We start from the raw sequence: 19,125 nt of genomic DNA, 5'->3' as shown, positions 1-19,125 counted from the left end.
GAGTATCCGACGACTCAGAGGCCTCCTCGAAGAGCCTCGCGGGCGGTGACCGCGGCGGCGGCCGACCACGCCTGCGGCCGGCAGGCGGCGGGGTAGGGCGTCGGGACCGACGACTCCGCCGCCGGGTCGCCGGAGTGCAGCTCGGGAACGCGGTATCCGAATCCCTCGGCGGCGGCGACGAGACCGTCCACGACCTCGCGCGCCCCGGCGCGCAGCCCGGCGCGGAGCATGCCGTGAACCGCGATCGCGGTGTCGTGCACCCAGACGCTCCCGCCGTGATAGGACAGCGGCCAGTATCCGGCCGACCCCGTCGACATCGTGCGGATGCCGTAGCCGCTCGACATCGTCGGGCCGAGCAGGAGCGCCGCGACGTGCGCCTCGTCGTCGGGAGAGAGGATGCCCGTTCCCAGGAGATGGCCGATGTTGCTGGTGAGGGTGTCGACGGCGTTCTTGTCGCGGTCCAGGGCCACGGCGGGGTAGCGGCCCTCCGGAGTCCGCACCCAGTACGCCTCGGCGAAGCGGGCTTTCAGCGCGGCAGCCCAGGCGCGCAGGCCTGCCGGATCGTCGGCGTCGTCTCCGAAGGCCTCCAGGAGGTCCGCGCCGGCGCGTGCGGCCTCGTACGCGTAGCCCTGCACCTCGCACAGCGCGATCGGCCCTTCCGCGAGCCGGCCGTCCCGCCACTGGATCGAGTCGCCGGAGTCCTTCCAGCCTTGATTGGCCAGCCCGGTCCCCATCCGGTCGATGTAGTCGAGGAAGCCGTCGCCGTCGCTGTCACCCTCCTCCCGCATCCACTGGAGCGCTCGCCGCAGCGCCGGAAGAAGGGCACGGACGTCGGCGTCGGGCATCCCCGCTCGCCATGCGTCGGCGAGGAGGCAGATCCACAGCGGAGTCGCGTCGACGCTGCCGTAGTACCGCGGCGGGAGGACGATGCCCTCGCCGGGGAGCTCGATCGCCGACGAGCGCAGCTCGTGGAGGATCTTCCCGGGTTCCTGGGCCGTCGCCGGGTCGTCGTCGGTGCCCTGCAGCCGGGCGAGGACGCGCAGGGTGGATGCGGCGATGCCGGGGTCCAGGGGCAGCGCGAGCCGCGCCGCCCAGAGGGAATCGCGCCCGAAGAGCGTGAAGAACCATGGCGCCCCGGCGGCGAAGAACTCGTCGTCCGGGGCATCCGGCAGCGCCAGGCGCAGGGCGTCGAGGTCGCCCAGCGCCACGTCCAGCCAGCGGGCGAGTCTCGAGTCGGCCGTCTCCTCGACGACCGACTCGGACTCCCACCGCACCGGGGTACGCGCGGCCTGCACGACCAGGGTCGGGTCGAACAGTTCGAGCGCCCATCCCACCGCGACACGTCCCCCGGGCGGGAGCTGCACGGGCCAGGTCGCCACGATAACCCCGTCGTCGTCGCCCAGGCGAGCGTCCGGGGCGGAGAACACGAAGCCCGCCTCCCCGGCCTCGACCCGGATGCTCCCGCGCGACGCCTGGGCGGTGAACGCCCGCGCGGCGACGGAGCCGGATTTCACCTCGAGGAGCGACGCGAACTCCGGGCGCAGGCGGACGGTGACCGCCGTCGTCACGGGCTCCCGCAATCCCGAGTGCAGCGTGTACGACTCGTGCACGAGCCCGGCTTCGACGCGGCGCTCGCGCATCACCCGCAGCTTCGGGTCGGGGGTGGCGTCGTCGACACCGCGCAGCAGACCGCCGAACACGAGCCGTGAGGGTCCGTGCGGGGCCGTGGAGATCCACTCGATCTCGGAGCCTTCGAACGACACCGTCACCTCGGCGACGTGGCGGACGTCGCCGTGGTAGACGCCGTCGACGGCGGCGCCGCCGATCTCGCCGGTGCTACGGGACCACACCTGAGTGGGTGCTCGCAGCCCGATGACGGCGTCCGAGAGCAGCGGCTGCCGCGGATGCTCCGCGGGGGCGGCGGCGTGCGCTGCGCGGGCGGGGGTGTCGACGGTCATTCCTTGACGGCTCCTTCGCTGGCGTTCATGATGCGGCGCTGGAAGATGAAGAACATCACGGCGACGGGGATCGTCATGATGGCCGCAGCCGCCAGCTTGATCGGGTATTGACTGCCCTGGCTGAGCTGGCCGCTCGCGAGCGAGGCGACCCCCTTCGTCAGCGTGGTCAGCTCGGAGGACTGGGTGGAGATCACGAAGTGGCTGAGTTCGTTCCACGACCCCTGGAACGACAGGATCACGATCGTGATGAGCGCCGGCCGGGCCATCGGAAGGACCACCGACCAGAAGATGCGGAACGTCCCGGCGCCGTCGATGCGCGCCTGCTCCTCCACCGAGGGCGGGATCGACTCGAAGAAGTTCTTCATGATGAACACCCCCGCCGCATCCACCAGAAGAGGCAGGATCATGCCGGCGTAGGAGTCGTAGATGCCCAGCTGGTTGATGACGAGGAACTTCGGGATGAGCAGGACGACGGTCGGCACCGCCATGACCGCCACGAGCGCGGCGAAGACGATACCGCGCCCCCGGAAGCGCAAGCGGGCGAGCGCATAGCCGGCGAGAGAGTCGAAGAACACCCGGCCGATGGTGACGAACACGGTCACGATCGCGGAGTTGGCGAACCACGTCGGGAAGTTCGACTGCAGGAAGAGCTGCTCGTACGCCGCCCAGGACACCGGGCTCGGAATCAGCGAGACCGGGTCGGCCGCCGCATCCGCATCCGTCTTGAACGACGTCGCCACCTGCACGAGGAACGGATAGATGTAGATGAGCGCGAGCGCCGCCAGCGCCGCATAGAGCACGACCTGCCACACCACCGTCTTGCGAGGGAGGTGCCGCCGCGGGCGCCCGAGACGAACGCCGCCGGTCTGCTCCTGCTCGACGAGGACGTCGGCCTGCAGGCCCGTCGCCGACGCCGTCATCGCACGGCTCCGTTCGAGCGGACCTCGTACTGCCGCGCGCGCCGGCGCGACACCGGCCGATCGCGCAGCACCCAGCGCTGGAGGATCGTGAAGGCCACGATGATGACGAAGAGCACAAACGCGATAGCGGCGCCCTGCCCCCACTCCTGCGAGATGAACGCGGAGTTGTAGCTGAGGTAGGCCGGCGTCAGGGTCGTCTTCCCGGGGCCGCCCTGCGTGCCGGTGTAGATCTGGTCGAAGACCTGCCAGCATCCGATGAGCCCCAGGGTGAGGACGGTGAAGAGCGTGGGCTTGAGCTGCGGGAGGGTCACGCGCCAGAAGCGCTGCCACGCGTTGGCGCCGTCCATCATCGCCGCTTCGTCGACGTCGCCGGAGATGTTCTGCAGCGCGGCGATGAACAGCAGCATGAAGGTCCCCGACGTGGTGAAGACGGCCATGATGATGAAGGCGCTCATCGCGACCGACGGACCCGCCAGCCAGTCCCACCACGTCACGCCCAAGAAGCCCGCACCGGTGAGGGCGTCGGGTCCGGACTGCACGCCGAAGACGGCCAGGAGATTGTGGAGGACGCCGCGCGGCTCGTTGAACCAGTTGGGTCCGTTCACGCCGAGCCACGACAGTACCTCGTTGACGGCGCCGGTGGTGGAGAAGAGGAAGAGCCACAGGACGGTGATGGCCACCGAGCTCGTGACGGACGGGAAGTAGAAGGCCGTGCGGAAGAAGCCCCTGCCGCGCAGCACTGCGCGGTTGACGAGCACGGCGAGGAACAGCGACAGCGCCGTCTGCAGCGGGACGACGAGGAGGACGTACCACGCGTTGTTGCGCAGCGAGATGCCGAAGTCGCGCTCGGCCAGCCCCCCGCCGGTCGTGATGGCGGCGTAGTTCTCGCCGCCGACGAACGACACGACGGAGGAGAACGGGCTGCCGCGACCGGTCCAGTCCGAGAAGCTCACCCACAGCGCCATGACGACGGGGACGAGGAGGAAGACGCCGAGGATGATCAGCACGGGGAGCGTGAAGATCCACCCGGCGGCGGCCTCGCCGCGCCGGATCCCGGAGGACCCGGCGCGGCGAGACGCCACGGTGACCGATGCCATGCGTTACTCAGCGATCACCTCGAGGTTGGACTGCACCGAGTCGAGGATCGTCTGCGGATCGCCCGTCTTCAGCGACTCCAGCTGCGCGTTGAAGTCGGTGATGACGTCGGCGGCCCCTGCCACGTTCGGCGGGAACTGCGCGTATTCGGCGCCCGCGAGGAAGGCCGACAGGTCGGGGTTGGCGCTGGTCCACGCGTCGGCGGCGGACTGGATGGACGGCATCGGGCCGAACGCCTCCGAGAAGGCGAGCTGCTGGTCGGTGCCGGTGAGGTACTCCACGAGGTCGAGGGCGGCCTCCTGGTTCGCGCTGTCGGCCGCCATGCCCCAGCAGTTCGTGAACTGCAGCGTGCCCTTGCCGGCGGGCCCGGCGGGAAGCTCGGCCACGGTGTAGTTCACGTCGGGGTAGTCGTTCGTGAGGGCACCGGTGATCCAATTGCCCTCGATGACCATCGCGGCCGCTCCGGTGCCGAAGGCCTCGCCACCCCATCCGGCGCCGATGTCGGCGGCGAACGCGAAGGACCCGTCGTTCAGATGCTGCTGCACGTAGGTGAGAGCCTCGACGTTCTCGGGGCTGTTGGCCGCCGCCGCGCCGTCGACGAGGAGGCCGCCGCCGGCCTGCGCCATGAAGGTGCCGACGCGCTGGTATTCGGCACCGAAGGCCAGGCCCACGTGATCGGCCGTCGTGAGGCGCTGGGCGACGGATGCCAGGGAATCCCAGTCGGTGGGGATATCGGCATCCGTCAGCCCGGCCGCGGCCCACAGGTCGGTGTTGATGACGAGCGCGAGCGTGGAGAAGTCCTTGGGCGCGCAGAAGAACTCGCCATCGAGCGTGAAGTTCTCCACGAGCGACGGATAGAAGTCGTCCTCGTTCGCGAGGTCGTCGCCGTACGCCTGGACCGAGCCGTTGCCGGCGTATCCGGCGAGGGCCTCGGGGGCGAGGTAGAAGAGGTCGGGCGGCGAGCCCGCGGCGAAGCCCTGCGACAGCTGCTGGGGGAGGTCGTTGGCGACCTGGACCTCCGCGTCGACGCCGGATTCGTCCGACCAGGCGGCGACGGCGTTCTCGACCGCTGCCGTCTCGGCATCACCCGAGGACCCGATGAGGATCGACAGGCTCCCGTCGTCCGAGGCTCCGCCGCCCCCGCCGTTGTCGTCGAATCCGGAACCGCACGCGGTGAGTGCGAGCGAGCCGGTGACCAGGAGCGCGCCGGCGCCGAGGACGGCGCGCGTGATGTGCCGTGTCATGTGTCTCTCTCCTTCGATGAGGCATGTGAGCGCGCTCGAATTTGAACGATCAAAGTTGCGCGCGGGATCACCGTACGTAGGGCGGGCGCGGGGTGTCAACCCCTCGCATCCGTCGCCATAGGATGGCGCTCGACGGACAGTGCGAGGAGGTGCGATGTCCCGGGCTCCCACGGTCGACGACGTCGCGCGCCTGGCCGGCGTGTCACGCCAGACGGTGTCGAACGTGCTCAACACCCCCGCGGTCGTGCGCGCTGCCACGCGAGAGCGGGTGGAGGCGGCCATCGCCGACCTCGGATACCGGCCCCACGCCGCGGCGCGGCGCCTGCGCACCCGCCGCAGCTCGACCATCGGCGTCCACCTCGACCCGTACGCCGGCGGGATCTCGGGGGTGGTGCTCGACCGCTTCGTCCATGCCCTGACCGAGCGCGCGAGCGACAGGGGGATGCGCGTGCTGGTCTACGCCGCGCGATCGCCCGAGGAGGAGATGGCGCGCCTGGCCGATCTGCTCGACGGCGGTGAGGTCGACGCCGTCGTCGTGACCGGGACCTTCCACGGCGATCCGCGCACCGGCTGGCTGAGCGGACGGGACATGCCGTTCGTGTCGTTCGGGCGCCCGTGGGGCGAGGACGACGTCGAAGCCCCGGCGCATCTGTGGGTCGACGTCGACGGCGCGGCGGGCACCGCGGCAGCCACGCGCCACGCGCTCGCCGTCGCCGGGCCGCGTGTGGCGTTCCTCGGCTGGCCCGAAGGCTCCGGGACGGGCGACGACCGGGAGCGCGGCTGGCGCGAGGCGCTGGCATCCGTCGGCGGCCGTGGCCCTCGGTGGTACGCGGAGGAGGGCGTCGGCACCGCCCGCGCCGTGGTCGAACGGGTGTTGCGCGCGGGGGAGGAGGTCGACGCGATCGTCTGCGTGAGCGACTCCCTCGCGATCGGCGCGCACCTCGCGGCGGGGGCGGCCGGTCTCCCCGGGTTGCCGATCGTGGGCTTCGACAACACTCCCGCGGCCGAAGCCTTGGGACTCTCGAGCGTGGAGCAGCTGCCCGAGAGAGTGGCCGCCGGGGCGTTGGAGCTGCTGATGGGGGCCACCGGCAGCGTCGTGGCACCCCGGCCCGCCGAATCCGGCTCAGCCCACGTGCTCGTCGAGCCGCGCCTGGTCGTCCGCTGACCTCCGCCGCGAAAGCGGGTGCGGGCTACGGGGTCGTGAGCTGCACGTCGTCGGGCGGCACGGCGCCGACGTCGTCCCACCCGCCGTCGTTCCACGTGAACACCGCGACCGTGGCGGTCGGCATGGTCACCTCGCGCCCGGCGAGCTCGCTGACGAGTGCGCTCATGCCGGGATCGTGAGCCACGACGAGCACCTCCGCGGCGCCGCTCTCGCGGGCGACGCGCAGGAGGGTCGGCGGGTCGGCCAGGTACAGCTCCGGATGCTCGGTCACCTCGGCTCCGAACACCTCGGCGAACAGCTCCGCCGTTGTCCGGGCGCGAAGCGCCGTGGAGGTCAGCAGAAGCTCGGGACGCACGCCCGAGCGCATCACGCGCCGCGCCACCTCGGGCGCGTCGCGCCGGCCCCGGGCGTTGAGCGGGCGGTCGTGGTCGTCGACCGAGGAGTCGGCCCAGTCGGATTTGGCGTGGCGGGCGAGGGCGAGCTGGATCATGCCGTCACGTACACCCAGGCTCGCAGGCCGCTGGCCAGCGTCACCGCGATGCGGCGGTACAGCGCCACCTCGTACTCGTCGGCCGCTTCCAGCTCCGTGTCGCTCAACCAGACCACTTTCCCCACCACCTTGTCCCGCGCGTCGCCGGTCTCGCGGAGGATCGGATGCACCGATGCCCCCGACAGCTCCGTCACGCGCGGATCGTCGATCTCGGCGTAGTCGATCGTGTACCCGGGGAGCACGTCATCGGCTCCGTCCAGCAGGCGTCCGAAGGTGTCGCGCTGCACGTCGGGGAATTGCAGCGTTCCGTAGGTGAAAAGCGCCTCGTCGGTGGGTGCGTCGACCACGATCCCAGGCTACTGGTCAGCCCCAGATCAGTTGCGCGATCGTGAAGATCGCCACGCCGGCCAATGCGCCGACGACGGTGCCGTTCAGACGGATGTACTGCAGATCGCGGCCGACGAGCAGCTCGATCTTCTCCGTCGTCTCCGCCGGGTCCCACCGCTCGACCGTGTCGGTGATGATCGAGGCGATGTCGTGACGGTAGCGGTCGACGAGGAAGACCGCCGCATCCGTCACCCACGTGTCGACGCGGTGCTGCAGGGCCGGTTCGGTGCCGAGGCGCTCGCCGATCTCGGTGAGAGCCTGCACGGCGCGCTGCCGCAGCCCGCTCGCGGGGTCGGCGAGCGCGGCGAGGAGGCCCGCCTTCGTCGTCGCCCACGCCTGCGCGGCGAGCGCGCGCACCCGCGGGCTGTCGAACACGCTCGCCTTCGCGTCCTCCAGGCGCCCGATCGTCGCAGGGTCGTGCTGGAGGTTGTCGGCGAGCCGCGCGAGGTAGCCGTCGATGGCGCGGCGGGCCGGATGCTGGGAGTCGCTTCGGACCGCGTCCACCCAGGAGACGGCCTGGCGGTAGACGGTGTCGTCGATCAGCCGATGAGCGATGCCGGGAAGCCACGACGGCAACCGCCGGGACACGAGGCCGGTGAAGGCCTCCTGATTGGCGGCGAGCCACGTCGCGACAGTGTCGGCCGCGAGGTCGACGGCGCCCTCGTGCGCACCCGACTCGACGACGCGCCCGAGCCATCCGCCCACCGAGGGGCCCCAGTCGGGGGAGAGCAGGTGCTCGCGGGCGAGGTCTTCGATCACGTCGCGCACGTCGTCGTCGCTGAGCGCCTGCAGCACCGCGACCGCTGCGGACGAGCCCTCGGCCACCACGCGCTCGGCGGAAGCGGGCTGGGCCAGCCACGCCCCCAGCCGCGCCGCGACGGGGGTGGACTCGAGCTTGCCGCGGACCACCGGGCCGGAGAGGAAGTTCGTCTCGACGAACTCGCCCAGGCTCCGGCCGATCTCGTCCTTGCGGCGGGGGATGATGGCGGTGTGCGGGATCGGGATCCCAAGCGGATGCCGGAACAGCGCCGTCACGGCGAACCAGTCGGCGAGCGCGCCGACCATGCCTCCCTCGGCAGCCGCGCGCACCCACTGCAGCCACGGAACCCGCTCCTGCAGGGCGAAGGAGACGGCGAAGAGCACGGCCATGAACACGAGGGCCCCGAGGGCCACCGCCTTCATGGTGCGAAGCCCTCGCCGGCGCGCGAGGTCGGACGGGGTCAGCAGGGAGTCGGGGGTCGGCATCAGCTCTCCAGCGGGCCGAGCCAGGCGGTGGCCGCGGCGCTGTGCGCCGACTCGGGGTCGGACGGGTGGAACATGCCCGCCAGGACGTCACGGTACAGCCGTGACAGCTCGCTGCCGGCGAAGTACGAGGAGCCACCGGCCACGAGCACCGCATCGTCGACGACGGCCTTGGCCATCGTCACCGCGCGGTGCTTGGCGCCGGCCAGGAGAGAGAACCAGCGCGCACCGTGGTCCACGCGCGCGTCGACGTCGCGGGCGAGGGCGGCCAGCTGAGGAGGGAGGGCGTCGTAGGCGAGCACCATGTCGGCGATGCGCCAGCGGACGTCGGGGTCGGAGGTGAGCGGCCGCCCGGTCCGCTTCGAGCGCCGTCGCCCCGCCGCATCCGCCGCGAGCTCCAGCGCGCGGGCGGCGATGCCGGTGTAGACCGACGCGAGGAGGATCTCGAACGCGGCGAAGATGCCGAACACGAGGGGGTCGGGCTGGGGCCCGGGTGCCACCCGCCGGACGACGCGATCGGCCGGGGCGACAGCGCCGTGCAACTCCGTGGTGCGCGACTGCGTGCCCCGCATCCCCAGGGTGTCCCAGTCGTCGCGGGTGACGACGGCGTCGGTGCGGGGGAGGAAGCCGTAGACGATCTGCGGGGCGTCGGGCGACGTCGTGTCGAGGCCGTGCACGCCCAGCTGCGTCCACACCGGGGCCAGCGACGTGAAGATCTTCGTCCCGGTGTAGGCGTAGCCGCCGTCGCCGGTCGGCGCGGCCACGGTGTCGCTGCCGAAGAGGACGAGGTCGTTGCCCGCCTCGCTGATGCCGAAGGCGAACACCTCGCCGGCCGCAGCGCCCGTCTGCACGAACGCGAGATCGTCGATGCCCCGATCGCGGAGGATCTGCGCGACGGCGGTCCACACGAGGTGCATGTTGATCGCGAGTGCCGTCGCGGGGGCGGCGGTGGCCAGCCGCTGCTGCAGAACGGATGCCTCGGCCAGGCCGAGCCCCGCCCCGCCCCGGTCGGCCGGCACGAGGATCGCGAGATACCCCGACGCCTGCAGCTCGGCGAGATCGGCCTCGGGGAACGTGTTGTCGCGGTCGTGCGCGGCCGCGCGCTCCCGGATGCGCTCGAGCATGTCGTCGGGCAGGTGGTGCGCGGGGTCGAACGTCATTCCCCTATTGTCCGCGCCCGGGCCGCCGTTCGCCCCGTCTCGCCTCCGCCGCCGGATTCGGATATGCGCGTCGGATTCGGACCTTCGGCGCCGCAGCATCCGAATCCGGCGTCGTCCTCCGAATCCGCGGCTCAGCCGAGGGCGGCGAAGAACGCGGCGATCGTGTCGTCGGGCTTGTCGCGGTGCGGCGAGTGGCCCGCGCCGGCGACGACCGACATCGTGACGACGGGATTGGCGAGCACCTCCTCGGCCAGGGCTCCACGGAAGATGGAGTACACCTGCGGGTCCGAGGCGAGGACGTGCGTCGGAACGCTCAGCCGCGCGGCGGCGCCGCGCACATCCCACTCCGGGTTCTGAATGCTCGTCTGCTCCACGGCCCATTCGCTCGCCTGCTGGGCCGACAGAGCCTTGAGCTCGACGTCCTGCGGATGCCACGTGGGATGCTCCGCCCGCACCGCGGCGATGCTCGTGTCGGCGAACGCCCGTTCCTGACTGGAGCGCACGATCTCCCGGTCGCGCGCCGCGAGGTGCAGCGCCGGATCGACGAGGACGAGCCGCCGGGCCCAGGCCGCGTCGTCGGCCGCGACGACAGTTGCCGCTGCACCGCCGAGGGAATGGGCGACCACGAGGTCCCACGCGCCGCGGTCGTCCGGGCGCAGCTCGGCGAGGTCGGCGGCGTAGGCGGCGATGGAGTAGTCCAGCGCGCGGGGGGCGGTCCCGTGTCCGCGCAGATCCACCGCATCCGCCCGCCAGCCGGCGTCGGCGAGGGCGACGCCGTAACGCCACATGAGCGCGCCGTTCGAGCCGAGGCCGTGGACGAGGAGCGCGCGACGCTGAGCGTCGGGTCGGCCCCACGACTGGCGGGGGAGGGTGACCGGAGAAGGCATGCCCCCAGCCTATTGAGCCCCGCCTGTGGCGTCGCCGGGCGTCTCCGGCCGCGGCCGGCCCGTACTCAGTCTGGCTGTGCGGCGCCGCGGCGTTCCGCCGCGGAAACCCGCGATCGGCCCGTCGGGCCGATGCCGTCCAGACTGAGTACGGTACGCGGATGCGGCGAAGCCGGGCCGGGCGGATGCGGAGGAGCCCGGGCCCGGACACAGATGCGGCGGAGCTCGGGCGGCGCGAAGCCCGCAGAATGGAGGCATGATCTCCACCGAGGCCGCCCTGGCCCTGCGCGACTCGGGCCTGGTGTGGACGCCGCGGTCGGGCGACCGATTCCAGCTGAACGAGCCGGAGTTCGACGCCGACGTCTTCACCGTCAGCGAGATGACGATCGAGGCCCGCAGCTACCCGACCGGCACGATCCTGGCCTTCAACGGCACGACCGAGTGGGCGCTGGACTCGGTCGCCCTCGAAGACGCGCTGTGGCTGCCCACGGAGGAGCAGCTGCGGGAGATGCTCCGCGGTTCCTTCCGGGCGCTGCGGCGCCTGTCCGACACCTACGAGGTGGAGATCGTCGTCGCCGGCGCGGTGCGGACCTTCGCTCATCCGGAGCCCGCCGACGCCTACGCGGGCGCGGTCCTGGCGCTGCTCGCCCGCATCGCCTGACGAGTCCGCGCGCTCGGACGCGGGCGATCGCCCGCTCCCGGTGGGCGGATGGTGCGGCTAGGTGATCGTGTGCACCGGCGCGGTGTCGGGGAGCGGGCTCGCATCGCGGTGGCGGAGATCGGGGAACCCGCGCACGCACACGACGGCGACCACGACGCCCACGACGGCGAACCCGAGAGCGGCCACGTACGCGCCGAACGGGCCGACGCCGTCGATGAGGAAGCCGGCGGCGGCAGACCCCGCCGCGGCGCCGATGAGCTGCCCGGTGCCGATCCAGCCGTAGGCCTCCGCGGTCTCGCTGAACCGGACGCTCGCCGAGGTGATCGCGAAGATCACCGCGAGCGCGGGGGCCAGGCCGATCCCGGCGACGAAGAGCGCGCCGCCGAGCCACCACGCATCGAGGGCGAAGAGGGTGAGGACGAGTCCTCCCGCGACGATCGCCATCCGCCGCCCCATCGCCCAACGGCCGATCGGGATGTGGCCGAGCGACAGGCCGCCCGCAAGGCTCCCGATCGAGAAGACCGCGAGGACGAGGCCGGCTTCCGGTCCGCCGTGCCCGAACTCGGCGACGACCCCCGCCTCCACCGCCGAGCACGCGGCGATGAGGAGGAACCCGCAGACGGTCCCCAGGAGCACGGCGGGCTTGGCCAGCACCTTGCCGAATCCTCGCCGGCTCCGCGGGATGCGCACGCGCCCGACCTCGGGGGAGAGGATGAACCACGCCCCGCCGCCGACGAGGATCGCGACGATGAGCAGCAGTGCCTGCACCGTCCCGACCTGCGTCGCCACGAAGGTGATGACGACCGGCGCGATGATCCAGATGATCTCCTGCAGGGAGGCGTCGAGGGAGAACAGCGGGGTGAGCTGACGCGAGGTCACCATCTTCGGATAGATGGTGCGCACGGCCGATTGCACGGGCGGGGTCGACAGCCCGGCCACCAGGCCCAGCGCCATGTAGCCCGGGAGGGGCAGTCGCACGAGCGCCAGCAGCGCGATCGAGACCGCGCAGACGGCCATCGTCAGAGTGAGCACCCGACGCATGCCCCAGCGGCCCATCCAGCGACTCGTGATGGGGCCGGCCACCGCCTGCCCGATCGATGTGGCAGCGAGCACGAGCCCCGCGGCGCCGTACGAGCCGGTGACCTGTTCGATGTGCAGGAGGAGGGCGAGGCTCGTCATCCCGCTCGGGAAGCGGGCGGTGAGCTGGGCGGCGATGATGCGCGCGACGCCGCGCGTTCGCAGGAGGTCCCGGTAGCCAGCCACGACATCCCACGCTACCGATTCGCCTCGAGCGCGGCGACCCGTCGAGCGACACGCGCGACACGCCGGATGCGCAGATTCCACAGAACTCCGGATGTCGGGGGCCCCTCGTAACGTGCGGCCTGTGGACAACCGCGGCGGGGCAGGTCGAAATCAGCGTGATTCAGGGTTTTTTCAGGTTTCCTGGTATCTGCCGACCTGTGGATGAAACGGTGGACAACGTGTGTTGTATCTGAGGAGAGCGGTGGAAAACTACACGAATGTAACTACTACCCCTTGTGGTGCCTTCCAATGTCGGCACCCATATGTAGTATTGAGCTCCCGGCGCAGCGACGCCGCACCACACCAGGATTTTGAGGGGAGAAACGGGTAAACATGGCTATCACGGTGTACACCAAGCCCTCGTGCGTTCAGTGCACGGCGACCTACCGCGCGCTGGACTCGAAGGGCATCGAATACGAGGTGCACGACCTGTCGCAGGACCCGGCAGCGCTCGAGCAGGTCAAGGCTCTCGGTTACCTGCAGGCCCCCGTCGTCATCACGGACGAGGACCACTGGTCGGGCTTCCGTCCCGACAAGATCGACGAACTCGCGTCGCGTCTGGTCTGATCGTCATGGCAACCGCGATCGCTGAGCGAGAAGCGGTTGCCGGATCGAGCACCGCTCCGCTTCTGGTCTACTTCTCGAGCGTGTCGGGCAACACCGCACGTTTCATCGAGAAGCTCGGGATGCGGGCCGTGCGCATTCCCCTCCACGCGAACGAGACGCCACTGGTCGTCGACGAACCCTATGTGCTCCTGACCCCCACCTACGGCGGGGGTCAGGGGCGGGGCGTCGAGAAGGGCGCCGTTCCCAAGCAGGTCATCCGGTTTCTGAACGACGAACACAACCGGAGCCTCATCCGCGGGGTCATCTCCGCGGGAAACACGAATTTCGGTGAGCACTTCGGGCTCGCCGGCGAAATCATCAGCCGCAAGTGCTCCGTGCCGCACTTGTACAAACTCGAGCTCTTCGGCACCCCCGACGACGTCGCGCGCGTCAGCGAAGGATTGGAACGATGGTGGAAACAACGTCCCTAGAGGCGGCCTTGACCGCGAACGACTTCAAGGCGGACCTGCGGTTCGACGGCATGGATTACCACGCCCTCAACGCGATGCTGAACCTGTACGACGCCAACGGCAAGATCCAGTTCGACGCCGACAAGCGGGCCGCACGGGAGTACTTCCTGCAGCACGTGAACCAGAACACGGTGTTCTTCCACTCCCTCAAGGAGCGGCTGGACTACCTCGTGGAGAAGGAGTACTACGAGCCCGAGGTGCTCGAGAAGTACTCGTTCGAGTTCATCCAGCAGCTCAACGACTTCGCGTACGGCAAGAAGTTCCGGTTCGAGACGTTCCTCGGGGCGTTCAAGTACTACACCAGCTACACGCTGAAGACGTTCGACGGCAAGCGCTACCTCGAGCGCTTCGAAGACCGCGTCGTCATGACCGCCCTCGCCCTCGCCGACGGCGACGAGCAGCTCGCGACCTCGCTCGTCGACGAAATCATCTCCGGCCGCTTCCAGCCGGCCACCCCGACGTTCCTCAACGCCGGCAAGGCCCAGCGCGGCGAGCTCGTCTCGTGCTTCCTGCTGCGCATCGAAGACAACATGGAGTCGATCTCCCGCGGCATCAACTCCTCCCTCCAGCTGTCCAAGCGCGGCGGTGGCGTCGCGCTCCTGCTGTCGAACATCCGCGAGGCCGGGGCTCCGATCAAGCAGATCGAGAACCAGTCCTCGGGCATCATCCCCGTGATGAAGCTCCTCGAAGACAGCTTCAGCTACGCCAACCAGCTCGGCGCGCGTCAGGGCGCCGGTGCGGTGTACCTCTCGGCGCACCACCCCGACATCATGCGATTCCTCGACACCAAGCGTGAGAACGCCGACGAGAAGATCCGCATCAAGACCCTCTCGCTCGGTGTCGTCGTCCCCGACATCACGTTCGAGCTCGCGAAGAACGACGAGGACATGTACCTCTTCTCGCCGTACGACGTCGAGAAGGTCTACGGACTGCCCTTCGGCGACATCTCGGTCACCGAGAAGTACCGCGAGATGGTCGATGACCCGCGCATCAAGAAGACGAAGATCAACGCGCGCGAGTTCTTCCAGACCCTCGCCGAGATCCAGTTCGAGTCGGGCTACCCGTACATCATGTTCGAGGACACGGTGAACAAGGCGAACCCGATCAAGGGCCGCATCAACATGTCCAACCTCTGCAGCGAGATCCTGCAGGTGAACACGCCGACGACGTTCAACGAGGACCTCTCGTACGACTCGATCGGCAAGGACATCTCGTGCAACCTCGGCTCGCTCAACATCGCCCTGGCGATGGACGGCGGCAACCTCGCGCAGACGGTGGAAACCAGCATCCGCGCCCTCACCGCGGTCAGCGACCAGAGCCACATCCGCTCGGTGCGCTCGATCGAGGACGGCAACGACCGCTCGCACGCGATCGGCCTGGGGCAGATGAACCTGCACGGCTACCTCGCCCGCGAGCACGTCTTCTACGGCTCGGAGGAGGGTGTCGACTTCACGAACATCTACTTCTACACCGTGCTCTTCCACGCGCTGCGCGCATCCAACAAGCTCGCCATCGAGCGGGGGACGACCTTCGACGGTTTCTGGGACTCCACCTACGCGTCGGGGGAGTTCTTCGACAAGTACCTCGAGCAGGTGTGGGAGCCGAAGACCGACAAGGTCAAGGAGATGTTCGTCGGCCACCACATCCCCACGCAGGACGACTGGCGTGAGCTGAAGGCCGCCATCCAGCAGTTCGGCATCTACAACCAGAACCTGCAGGCGGTGCCGCCGACCGGCTCGATCTCGTACATCAACAACTCCACCTCGTCGATCCACCCGATCGCCGCGAAGGTCGAGATCCGCAAGGAAGGCAAGCTCGGGCGCGTCTACTACCCCGCCGCGTTCATGACGAACGACAACCTGGAGTACTACCAGGACGCGTACGAGATCGGCTACGAGAAGGTCATCGACACGTACGCCGCGGCCACGCAGCACGTCGACCAGGGCCTGTCGCTCACGCTGTTCTTCAAGGACACCGCGACCACGCGCGACATCAACAAGGCGCAGATCTACGCCTGGAAGAAGGGCATCAAGACGATCTACTACATCCGCCTGCGGCAGATGGCCCTCGAGGGCACCGACATGACCGAGTGCGTCAGCTGCACGCTGTGATCGTCCGACCTGGGATTTCGAAAGAGAAGTGACATGAGCGAGAAGCTCCAGCTCCTGGATTCGGTCCAGGCCATCAACTGGAACCGCATCCAGGACGACAAGGACCTCGAGGTGTGGAACCGCCTCGTGAACAACTTCTGGCTGCCCGAGAAGGTGCCGCTGTCCAACGACATCCAGTCGTGGAACACGCTCACCCCCGACGAGCAGACCCTGACGATGCGGGTCTTCACCGGCCTCACGCTCCTGGACACCATCCAGGGCACGGTCGGCGCGGTGTCGTTGATCCCGGATGCGCTGACCCCTCACGAGGAGGCGGTGTACACGAACATCGCGTTCATGGAGTCGGTGCACGCCAAGAGCTACTCGTCGATCTTCTCGACGCTGTGCTCGACGAAGGAGATCGACGAGGCGTTCCGCTGGTCGGTGGAGAACCCGAACCTTCAGAAGAAGGCTCAGATCGTCATGGAGTACTACCGTGGCGACTCGCCTCTCAAGCGCAAGGTCGCCTCGACCCTGCTGGAATCGTTCCTGTTCTACTCGGGCTTCTACCTGCCGATGCACTGGTCGTCGCGGGCGAAGCTGACGAACACGGCCGACCTCATCCGCCTCATCATCCGCGACGAGGCCGTGCACGGGTACTACATCGGCTACAAGTTCCAGAAGGGCCTCGAGAGGGTCAGCGAGGCCGAGAAGCAGGACATCAAGGACTACACCTTCTCGCTGCTGTACGAGCTGTACGACAACGAGGTGCAGTACACGCAGGACCTCTACGACGGCGTCGGCCTGACCGAGGACGTCAAGAAGTTCCTGCACTACAACGCCAACAAGGCGCTGATGAACCTCGGCTACGAGGCGATGTTCCCGTCGACCACGACTGACGTGAACCCGGCGATCCTGTCCGCGCTGTCGCCCAACGCCGATGAGAACCACGACTTCTTCAGCGGTTCGGGCTCGTCCTACGTCATCGGCAAGGCCGAGGCCACCGAAGACGACGACTGGGACTTCTGAGAAAGATTGCGAAGGGGGGCGGATGCGCCGGCATCCGCCCCCCTTTCTCGTCGTCGCCGATGTGCGCGACGATGGCGTCATGACCCGCTACGCCATCGACGCTGCTGTCGCGCTTCGCATCGTTCGGGAGCGCCTTCCCGTCAGCGCCGAGCATCAGCTCGTGGGACCGGCCATGCTGCGCTCGCACGCGATGGCGAGCCTGTACCGCCAGGCACGCGCCGGGAAGATCTCGGACGCCGAGGGGCGGGCGCTGCTCGAGAGCGTCGCGACGCTGAAGATCCGGCTCCTCGGCGATCGCGTGTCGCGCGCCACCGCCTGGCGACTCGCGGCGCAGCTGGACTGGGACGATCCGGCGCTGGCGGAGTACCTGGCCGTGGCCACTCTGCAGGCCGATGCGCTGGTCACCGACGACCCCGCGTTGCGGGCCGCCGCATCCGGACGCATCCCGCTGGCGTCCCTCTCGGCTCTGGCGTGACAGCGCCGCCTGCGGGTCGCCAGCGCACATCCTCCTCGCGAACGCACATTCCGTTCGGCCGAAAAAGCTACGCGTTCGGTAAGACGATGTGCGCTCGCGGCGTCCGCTTCAGCGGCGGACGGAGGCCGTGACGGTGAACTTCGGGTTGCGCGCGATCTGACGGGTCGGGCCGACGAGGCGCTCGAGCGCGGGGCGGTACTGCAGCGCCGAGTTCCACACGGTCCACAACTCGCCGCCCGGTCGCAGCACCCGCGCGGCGTCGGCGAACAGGTACGGCGCGATGCCCTCGTCGATCGCCGCGCCGCGGTGGAACGGCGGGTTCAGCGCGATGAGTGACGCGCTCGCATCCGGGCGCTCGGAGAGCGCGTCGTCGCGGACCACGGTCATCCGATCGGCCATGCCGTTCGCGGCCGCGGTGGCGCGCGCCGACGCCACCGCGGCGGCCGATTCGTCGGTGGCGTAGACGCGGGTGCCCGGATGCCGCAGGGCCAGCGTCGCTCCGACGACGCCATTGCCGCACGCGAAGTCGATCACCTCCTCGCCCGGGTCCGGCAGGTGGGCGAGCAGCAGCCGTGTGCCGATGTCGAGCGCGGCGCCGGCGAACACCCCGCCGAACGCGCACACCGCGACGCCGTCGATGCGCGTGCGCGCCGCTACCGGATCGCGACCGTCGTGCGGTCCGCGCGCGACGAGCACGCGGGACTTCTGCCGCGCGTGCGTGACGTCCACGGTCTGGAAGTGCTCGCGCAGCACATCGTTCATCGCGAGCGCCATGTGCTTGATCCGGCCGCCGGCGAACACGACGACGTCGGGAGCGGCGTGCGCGGCGACGAGCCCGGCGATGTCGCGGAGCGCGTCGAGCGACCGCGGCAGGCGGAGGAGGATGACGCGGGCGCCGCGGATGAGGTCCGCCTCCAGCGCCAGGGAGCGCACCGCCGCCGTCATCCCTTGCGCTTCGGCCCGGGTGGCCAGCATCCGCTCGCCCGAGAGCGGATCCTGGTGAACGCGCACCGCGCCGGGCCCGCGCGCCCCGGATGCGGCAGCCAGCGCGAGGGCGCCGGATCCGTCGCCGATCACGGCGATCTCCTCGCGCGCCCGGCCGCCGCGCGCGACGGCGGATTCGTCCAGCAGCAGCCGGTCGGCTGCGTCGAGGACCGGCTCGGCCGAGCCGTCCGGTCGTCCGGGGGAGCCGCGCAGCGTCTCTAGGCTGGAAGCGTCCCGACCCGAAGGAGACCCGTGTTCCGCGCGCCCCTGACCCTTTTCCGCGTCCTGGCGATCGCCGAGGCGATCTCGTGGACCGTGCTGATCGCCGCGCTCATCGCGCGCGCCGTCGCGGGGCTCGACGTCGCCGTGACCGTCGGAGGTGCTCTGCACGGTTTCGTCTTCCTCTCCTACGGGGCCACGGCCATTCTCGTCGCGCTGAACCAGCGTTGGCCGGTCGGGATCGCGCTCATCGCCGTGATCAGCGCGGTCATCCCGTACGCGACGATCCCGGCGGAGATCTGGTTGCACCGTACCGGCCGCCTCCGCGGCGGCTGGCGCCTCGCGCAGACGGAGGACCCGCGCGATCGTCGCCCGCTCGATCGGATGCTGCGCTTCTTCCTTCGACGGCCGTGGGTGCTGGCACTGCTCATCGCCGGGGCCGTCATCGCCCTGTATGCCGTCCTGCTCGTCGTGGGCCCGCCGGGCGGGCGCCACTGAGGTCGTCCCGCTCTCGTTCACCCGCACCCGATTGCTGCTCTGAGCGCCGCATTGCCGCACAACGGTGCGGGGGAGCGGAGAGGGGGTTAGGAGCGACGGGTCAGGTGGATCGGGAGCGCGAGCGCGGCGGCGACGGCGAGGATACCCAGGATGAACACCAGGGCCTGGAAGGGCGCGAGCGAGAACGAGATGCCGACGAGGAAGACCCCGCCGACGAACAGGATGAGCGCGATGATGAACATGGAA

Annotated in this window: 20 protein-coding genes; 8 read left to right on the top strand and 12 right to left on the bottom strand. The window is 69.8% G+C overall.

Going from position 1 to position 19,125, the window contains the following annotated elements; translation table 11 throughout:
- Positions 1–14: 14 nt before the first annotated feature.
- The 4 genes from ACTU3I_RS16385 to ACTU3I_RS16370 are packed head-to-tail and all read right to left on the bottom strand — an operon-like array spanning position 15 to position 5,217.
- On the bottom strand, positions 15–1,958 hold the full coding sequence (locus ACTU3I_RS16385; RefSeq protein ID WP_442926774.1) for a glycogen debranching N-terminal domain-containing protein: 1,944 nt from the start codon (positions 1,956–1,958) through the stop codon (positions 15–17).
- The gene (locus tag ACTU3I_RS16380) at positions 1,955–2,878 is read right to left on the bottom strand and encodes a carbohydrate ABC transporter permease (protein WP_442926773.1); all 924 of its coding nucleotides are present in this window, start codon (positions 2,876–2,878) and stop codon (positions 1,955–1,957) included. Before ACTU3I_RS16380 ends, ACTU3I_RS16385 begins: the two co-directional genes overlap by 4 nt.
- Complete coding sequence (locus ACTU3I_RS16375; protein ID WP_442926772.1) at positions 2,875–3,975, bottom strand: carbohydrate ABC transporter permease; 1,101 nt, start codon at positions 3,973–3,975, stop codon at positions 2,875–2,877. Before ACTU3I_RS16375 ends, ACTU3I_RS16380 begins: the two co-directional genes overlap by 4 nt.
- A 3-nt stretch (positions 3,976–3,978) precedes the next feature.
- Positions 3,979–5,217 (bottom strand): sugar ABC transporter substrate-binding protein, encoded by a 1,239-nt coding sequence (locus ACTU3I_RS16370; RefSeq protein WP_442926771.1) that lies wholly within the window; start codon positions 5,215–5,217, stop codon positions 3,979–3,981.
- A gap of 154 nt (positions 5,218–5,371) precedes the next feature.
- On the opposite strand from ACTU3I_RS16370, the gene ACTU3I_RS16365 reads away from it, so the two are divergent.
- Complete coding sequence (locus tag ACTU3I_RS16365; protein WP_442926770.1) at positions 5,372–6,382, top strand: LacI family DNA-binding transcriptional regulator; 1,011 nt, start codon at positions 5,372–5,374, stop codon at positions 6,380–6,382.
- 25 nt (positions 6,383–6,407) lie between these two features.
- Here the strand turns inward: ACTU3I_RS16365 and ACTU3I_RS16360 are convergent, their stop codons facing one another.
- The 5 genes from ACTU3I_RS16360 to ACTU3I_RS16340 form a co-directional block, all read right to left on the bottom strand.
- Positions 6,408–6,872: a SixA phosphatase family protein gene (locus ACTU3I_RS16360; RefSeq protein WP_442926769.1), complete on the bottom strand. Its 465-nt coding sequence runs from the start codon at positions 6,870–6,872 to the stop codon at positions 6,408–6,410.
- Positions 6,869–7,219 (bottom strand): gamma-glutamylcyclotransferase family protein, encoded by a 351-nt coding sequence (locus ACTU3I_RS16355; protein ID WP_442926768.1) that lies wholly within the window; start codon positions 7,217–7,219, stop codon positions 6,869–6,871. Before ACTU3I_RS16355 ends, ACTU3I_RS16360 begins: the two co-directional genes overlap by 4 nt.
- Before the next feature lie 16 nt (positions 7,220–7,235).
- Positions 7,236–8,504, bottom strand: coding sequence for a DUF445 domain-containing protein (locus ACTU3I_RS16350; RefSeq protein ID WP_442926767.1), 1,269 nt, complete (start codon positions 8,502–8,504; stop codon positions 7,236–7,238).
- A complete protein-coding gene (locus ACTU3I_RS16345) occupies positions 8,504–9,661 on the bottom strand; it encodes an acyl-CoA dehydrogenase family protein (protein ID WP_442926766.1) in 1,158 nt (385 codons plus the stop codon). The genes ACTU3I_RS16350 and ACTU3I_RS16345 overlap by 1 nt, the downstream gene beginning before the upstream one ends.
- Before the next feature lie 131 nt (positions 9,662–9,792).
- Entirely contained in the window at positions 9,793–10,548 is a 756-nt protein-coding gene (locus ACTU3I_RS16340; RefSeq protein ID WP_442926765.1) for an alpha/beta fold hydrolase, read from the bottom strand.
- A gap of 253 nt (positions 10,549–10,801) precedes the next feature.
- Between ACTU3I_RS16340 and ACTU3I_RS16335 the strand changes: the two genes are divergently transcribed.
- Complete coding sequence (locus ACTU3I_RS16335) at positions 10,802–11,206, top strand: pilus assembly protein CpaE (protein WP_442926764.1); 405 nt, start codon at positions 10,802–10,804, stop codon at positions 11,204–11,206.
- Between the two features lie 57 nt (positions 11,207–11,263).
- On the opposite strand, the gene ACTU3I_RS16330 is transcribed toward ACTU3I_RS16335, so the two are convergent.
- A complete protein-coding gene (locus tag ACTU3I_RS16330; RefSeq protein ID WP_442926763.1) occupies positions 11,264–12,469 on the bottom strand; it encodes an MFS transporter in 1,206 nt (401 codons plus the stop codon).
- Positions 12,470–12,841: 372 nt separating this feature from the next.
- Between ACTU3I_RS16330 and nrdH the strand changes: the two genes are divergently transcribed.
- Genes nrdH through ACTU3I_RS16305 form a run of 5 tightly spaced genes read left to right on the top strand, consistent with a single transcriptional unit; the run spans position 12,842 to position 17,178 of the window.
- A complete protein-coding gene (gene nrdH, locus ACTU3I_RS16325) occupies positions 12,842–13,075 on the top strand; it encodes a glutaredoxin-like protein NrdH (RefSeq protein WP_442926762.1) in 234 nt (77 codons plus the stop codon).
- Between the two features lie 5 nt (positions 13,076–13,080).
- Positions 13,081–13,545 carry a class Ib ribonucleoside-diphosphate reductase assembly flavoprotein NrdI gene (gene nrdI / locus ACTU3I_RS16320; protein WP_442926761.1) on the top strand — a complete coding sequence of 155 codons (465 nt, stop codon included), beginning with the start codon at positions 13,081–13,083 and terminating at the stop codon, positions 13,543–13,545.
- Between the two features lie 50 nt (positions 13,546–13,595).
- The gene (gene nrdE, locus ACTU3I_RS16315) at positions 13,596–15,695 is read left to right on the top strand and encodes a class 1b ribonucleoside-diphosphate reductase subunit alpha (RefSeq protein WP_442926843.1); all 2,100 of its coding nucleotides are present in this window, start codon (positions 13,596–13,598) and stop codon (positions 15,693–15,695) included.
- A gap of 33 nt (positions 15,696–15,728) precedes the next feature.
- Positions 15,729–16,703: a class 1b ribonucleoside-diphosphate reductase subunit beta gene (gene nrdF, locus ACTU3I_RS16310; protein WP_442926760.1), complete on the top strand. Its 975-nt coding sequence runs from the start codon at positions 15,729–15,731 to the stop codon at positions 16,701–16,703.
- Positions 16,704–16,725: 22 nt separating this feature from the next.
- The gene (locus ACTU3I_RS16305; protein WP_442926759.1) at positions 16,726–17,178 is read left to right on the top strand and encodes a hypothetical protein; all 453 of its coding nucleotides are present in this window, start codon (positions 16,726–16,728) and stop codon (positions 17,176–17,178) included.
- Positions 17,179–17,286: 108 nt separating this feature from the next.
- On the opposite strand, the gene ACTU3I_RS16300 is transcribed toward ACTU3I_RS16305, so the two are convergent.
- Complete coding sequence (locus tag ACTU3I_RS16300; protein WP_442926842.1) at positions 17,287–18,375, bottom strand: class I SAM-dependent methyltransferase; 1,089 nt, start codon at positions 18,373–18,375, stop codon at positions 17,287–17,289.
- Positions 18,376–18,414: 39 nt separating this feature from the next.
- Here ACTU3I_RS16300 and ACTU3I_RS16295 point away from each other — a divergent pair, with 39 nt between their 5' ends.
- Positions 18,415–18,879 (top strand): DUF3817 domain-containing protein, encoded by a 465-nt coding sequence (locus ACTU3I_RS16295; protein ID WP_442926758.1) that lies wholly within the window; start codon positions 18,415–18,417, stop codon positions 18,877–18,879.
- A gap of 86 nt (positions 18,880–18,965) precedes the next feature.
- On the opposite strand, the gene ACTU3I_RS16290 is transcribed toward ACTU3I_RS16295, so the two are convergent.
- On the bottom strand, positions 18,966–19,121 hold the full coding sequence (locus tag ACTU3I_RS16290; RefSeq protein WP_442926757.1) for a hypothetical protein: 156 nt from the start codon (positions 19,119–19,121) through the stop codon (positions 18,966–18,968).
- Positions 19,122–19,125 lie beyond the last annotated feature (4 nt).

Source organism: Microbacterium sp. RD1, from assembly GCF_052220165.1.
GTDB lineage: Bacteria > Actinomycetota > Actinomycetes > Actinomycetales > Microbacteriaceae > Microbacterium.
This window is presented reverse-complemented; position numbering and strand designations above follow the sequence as displayed.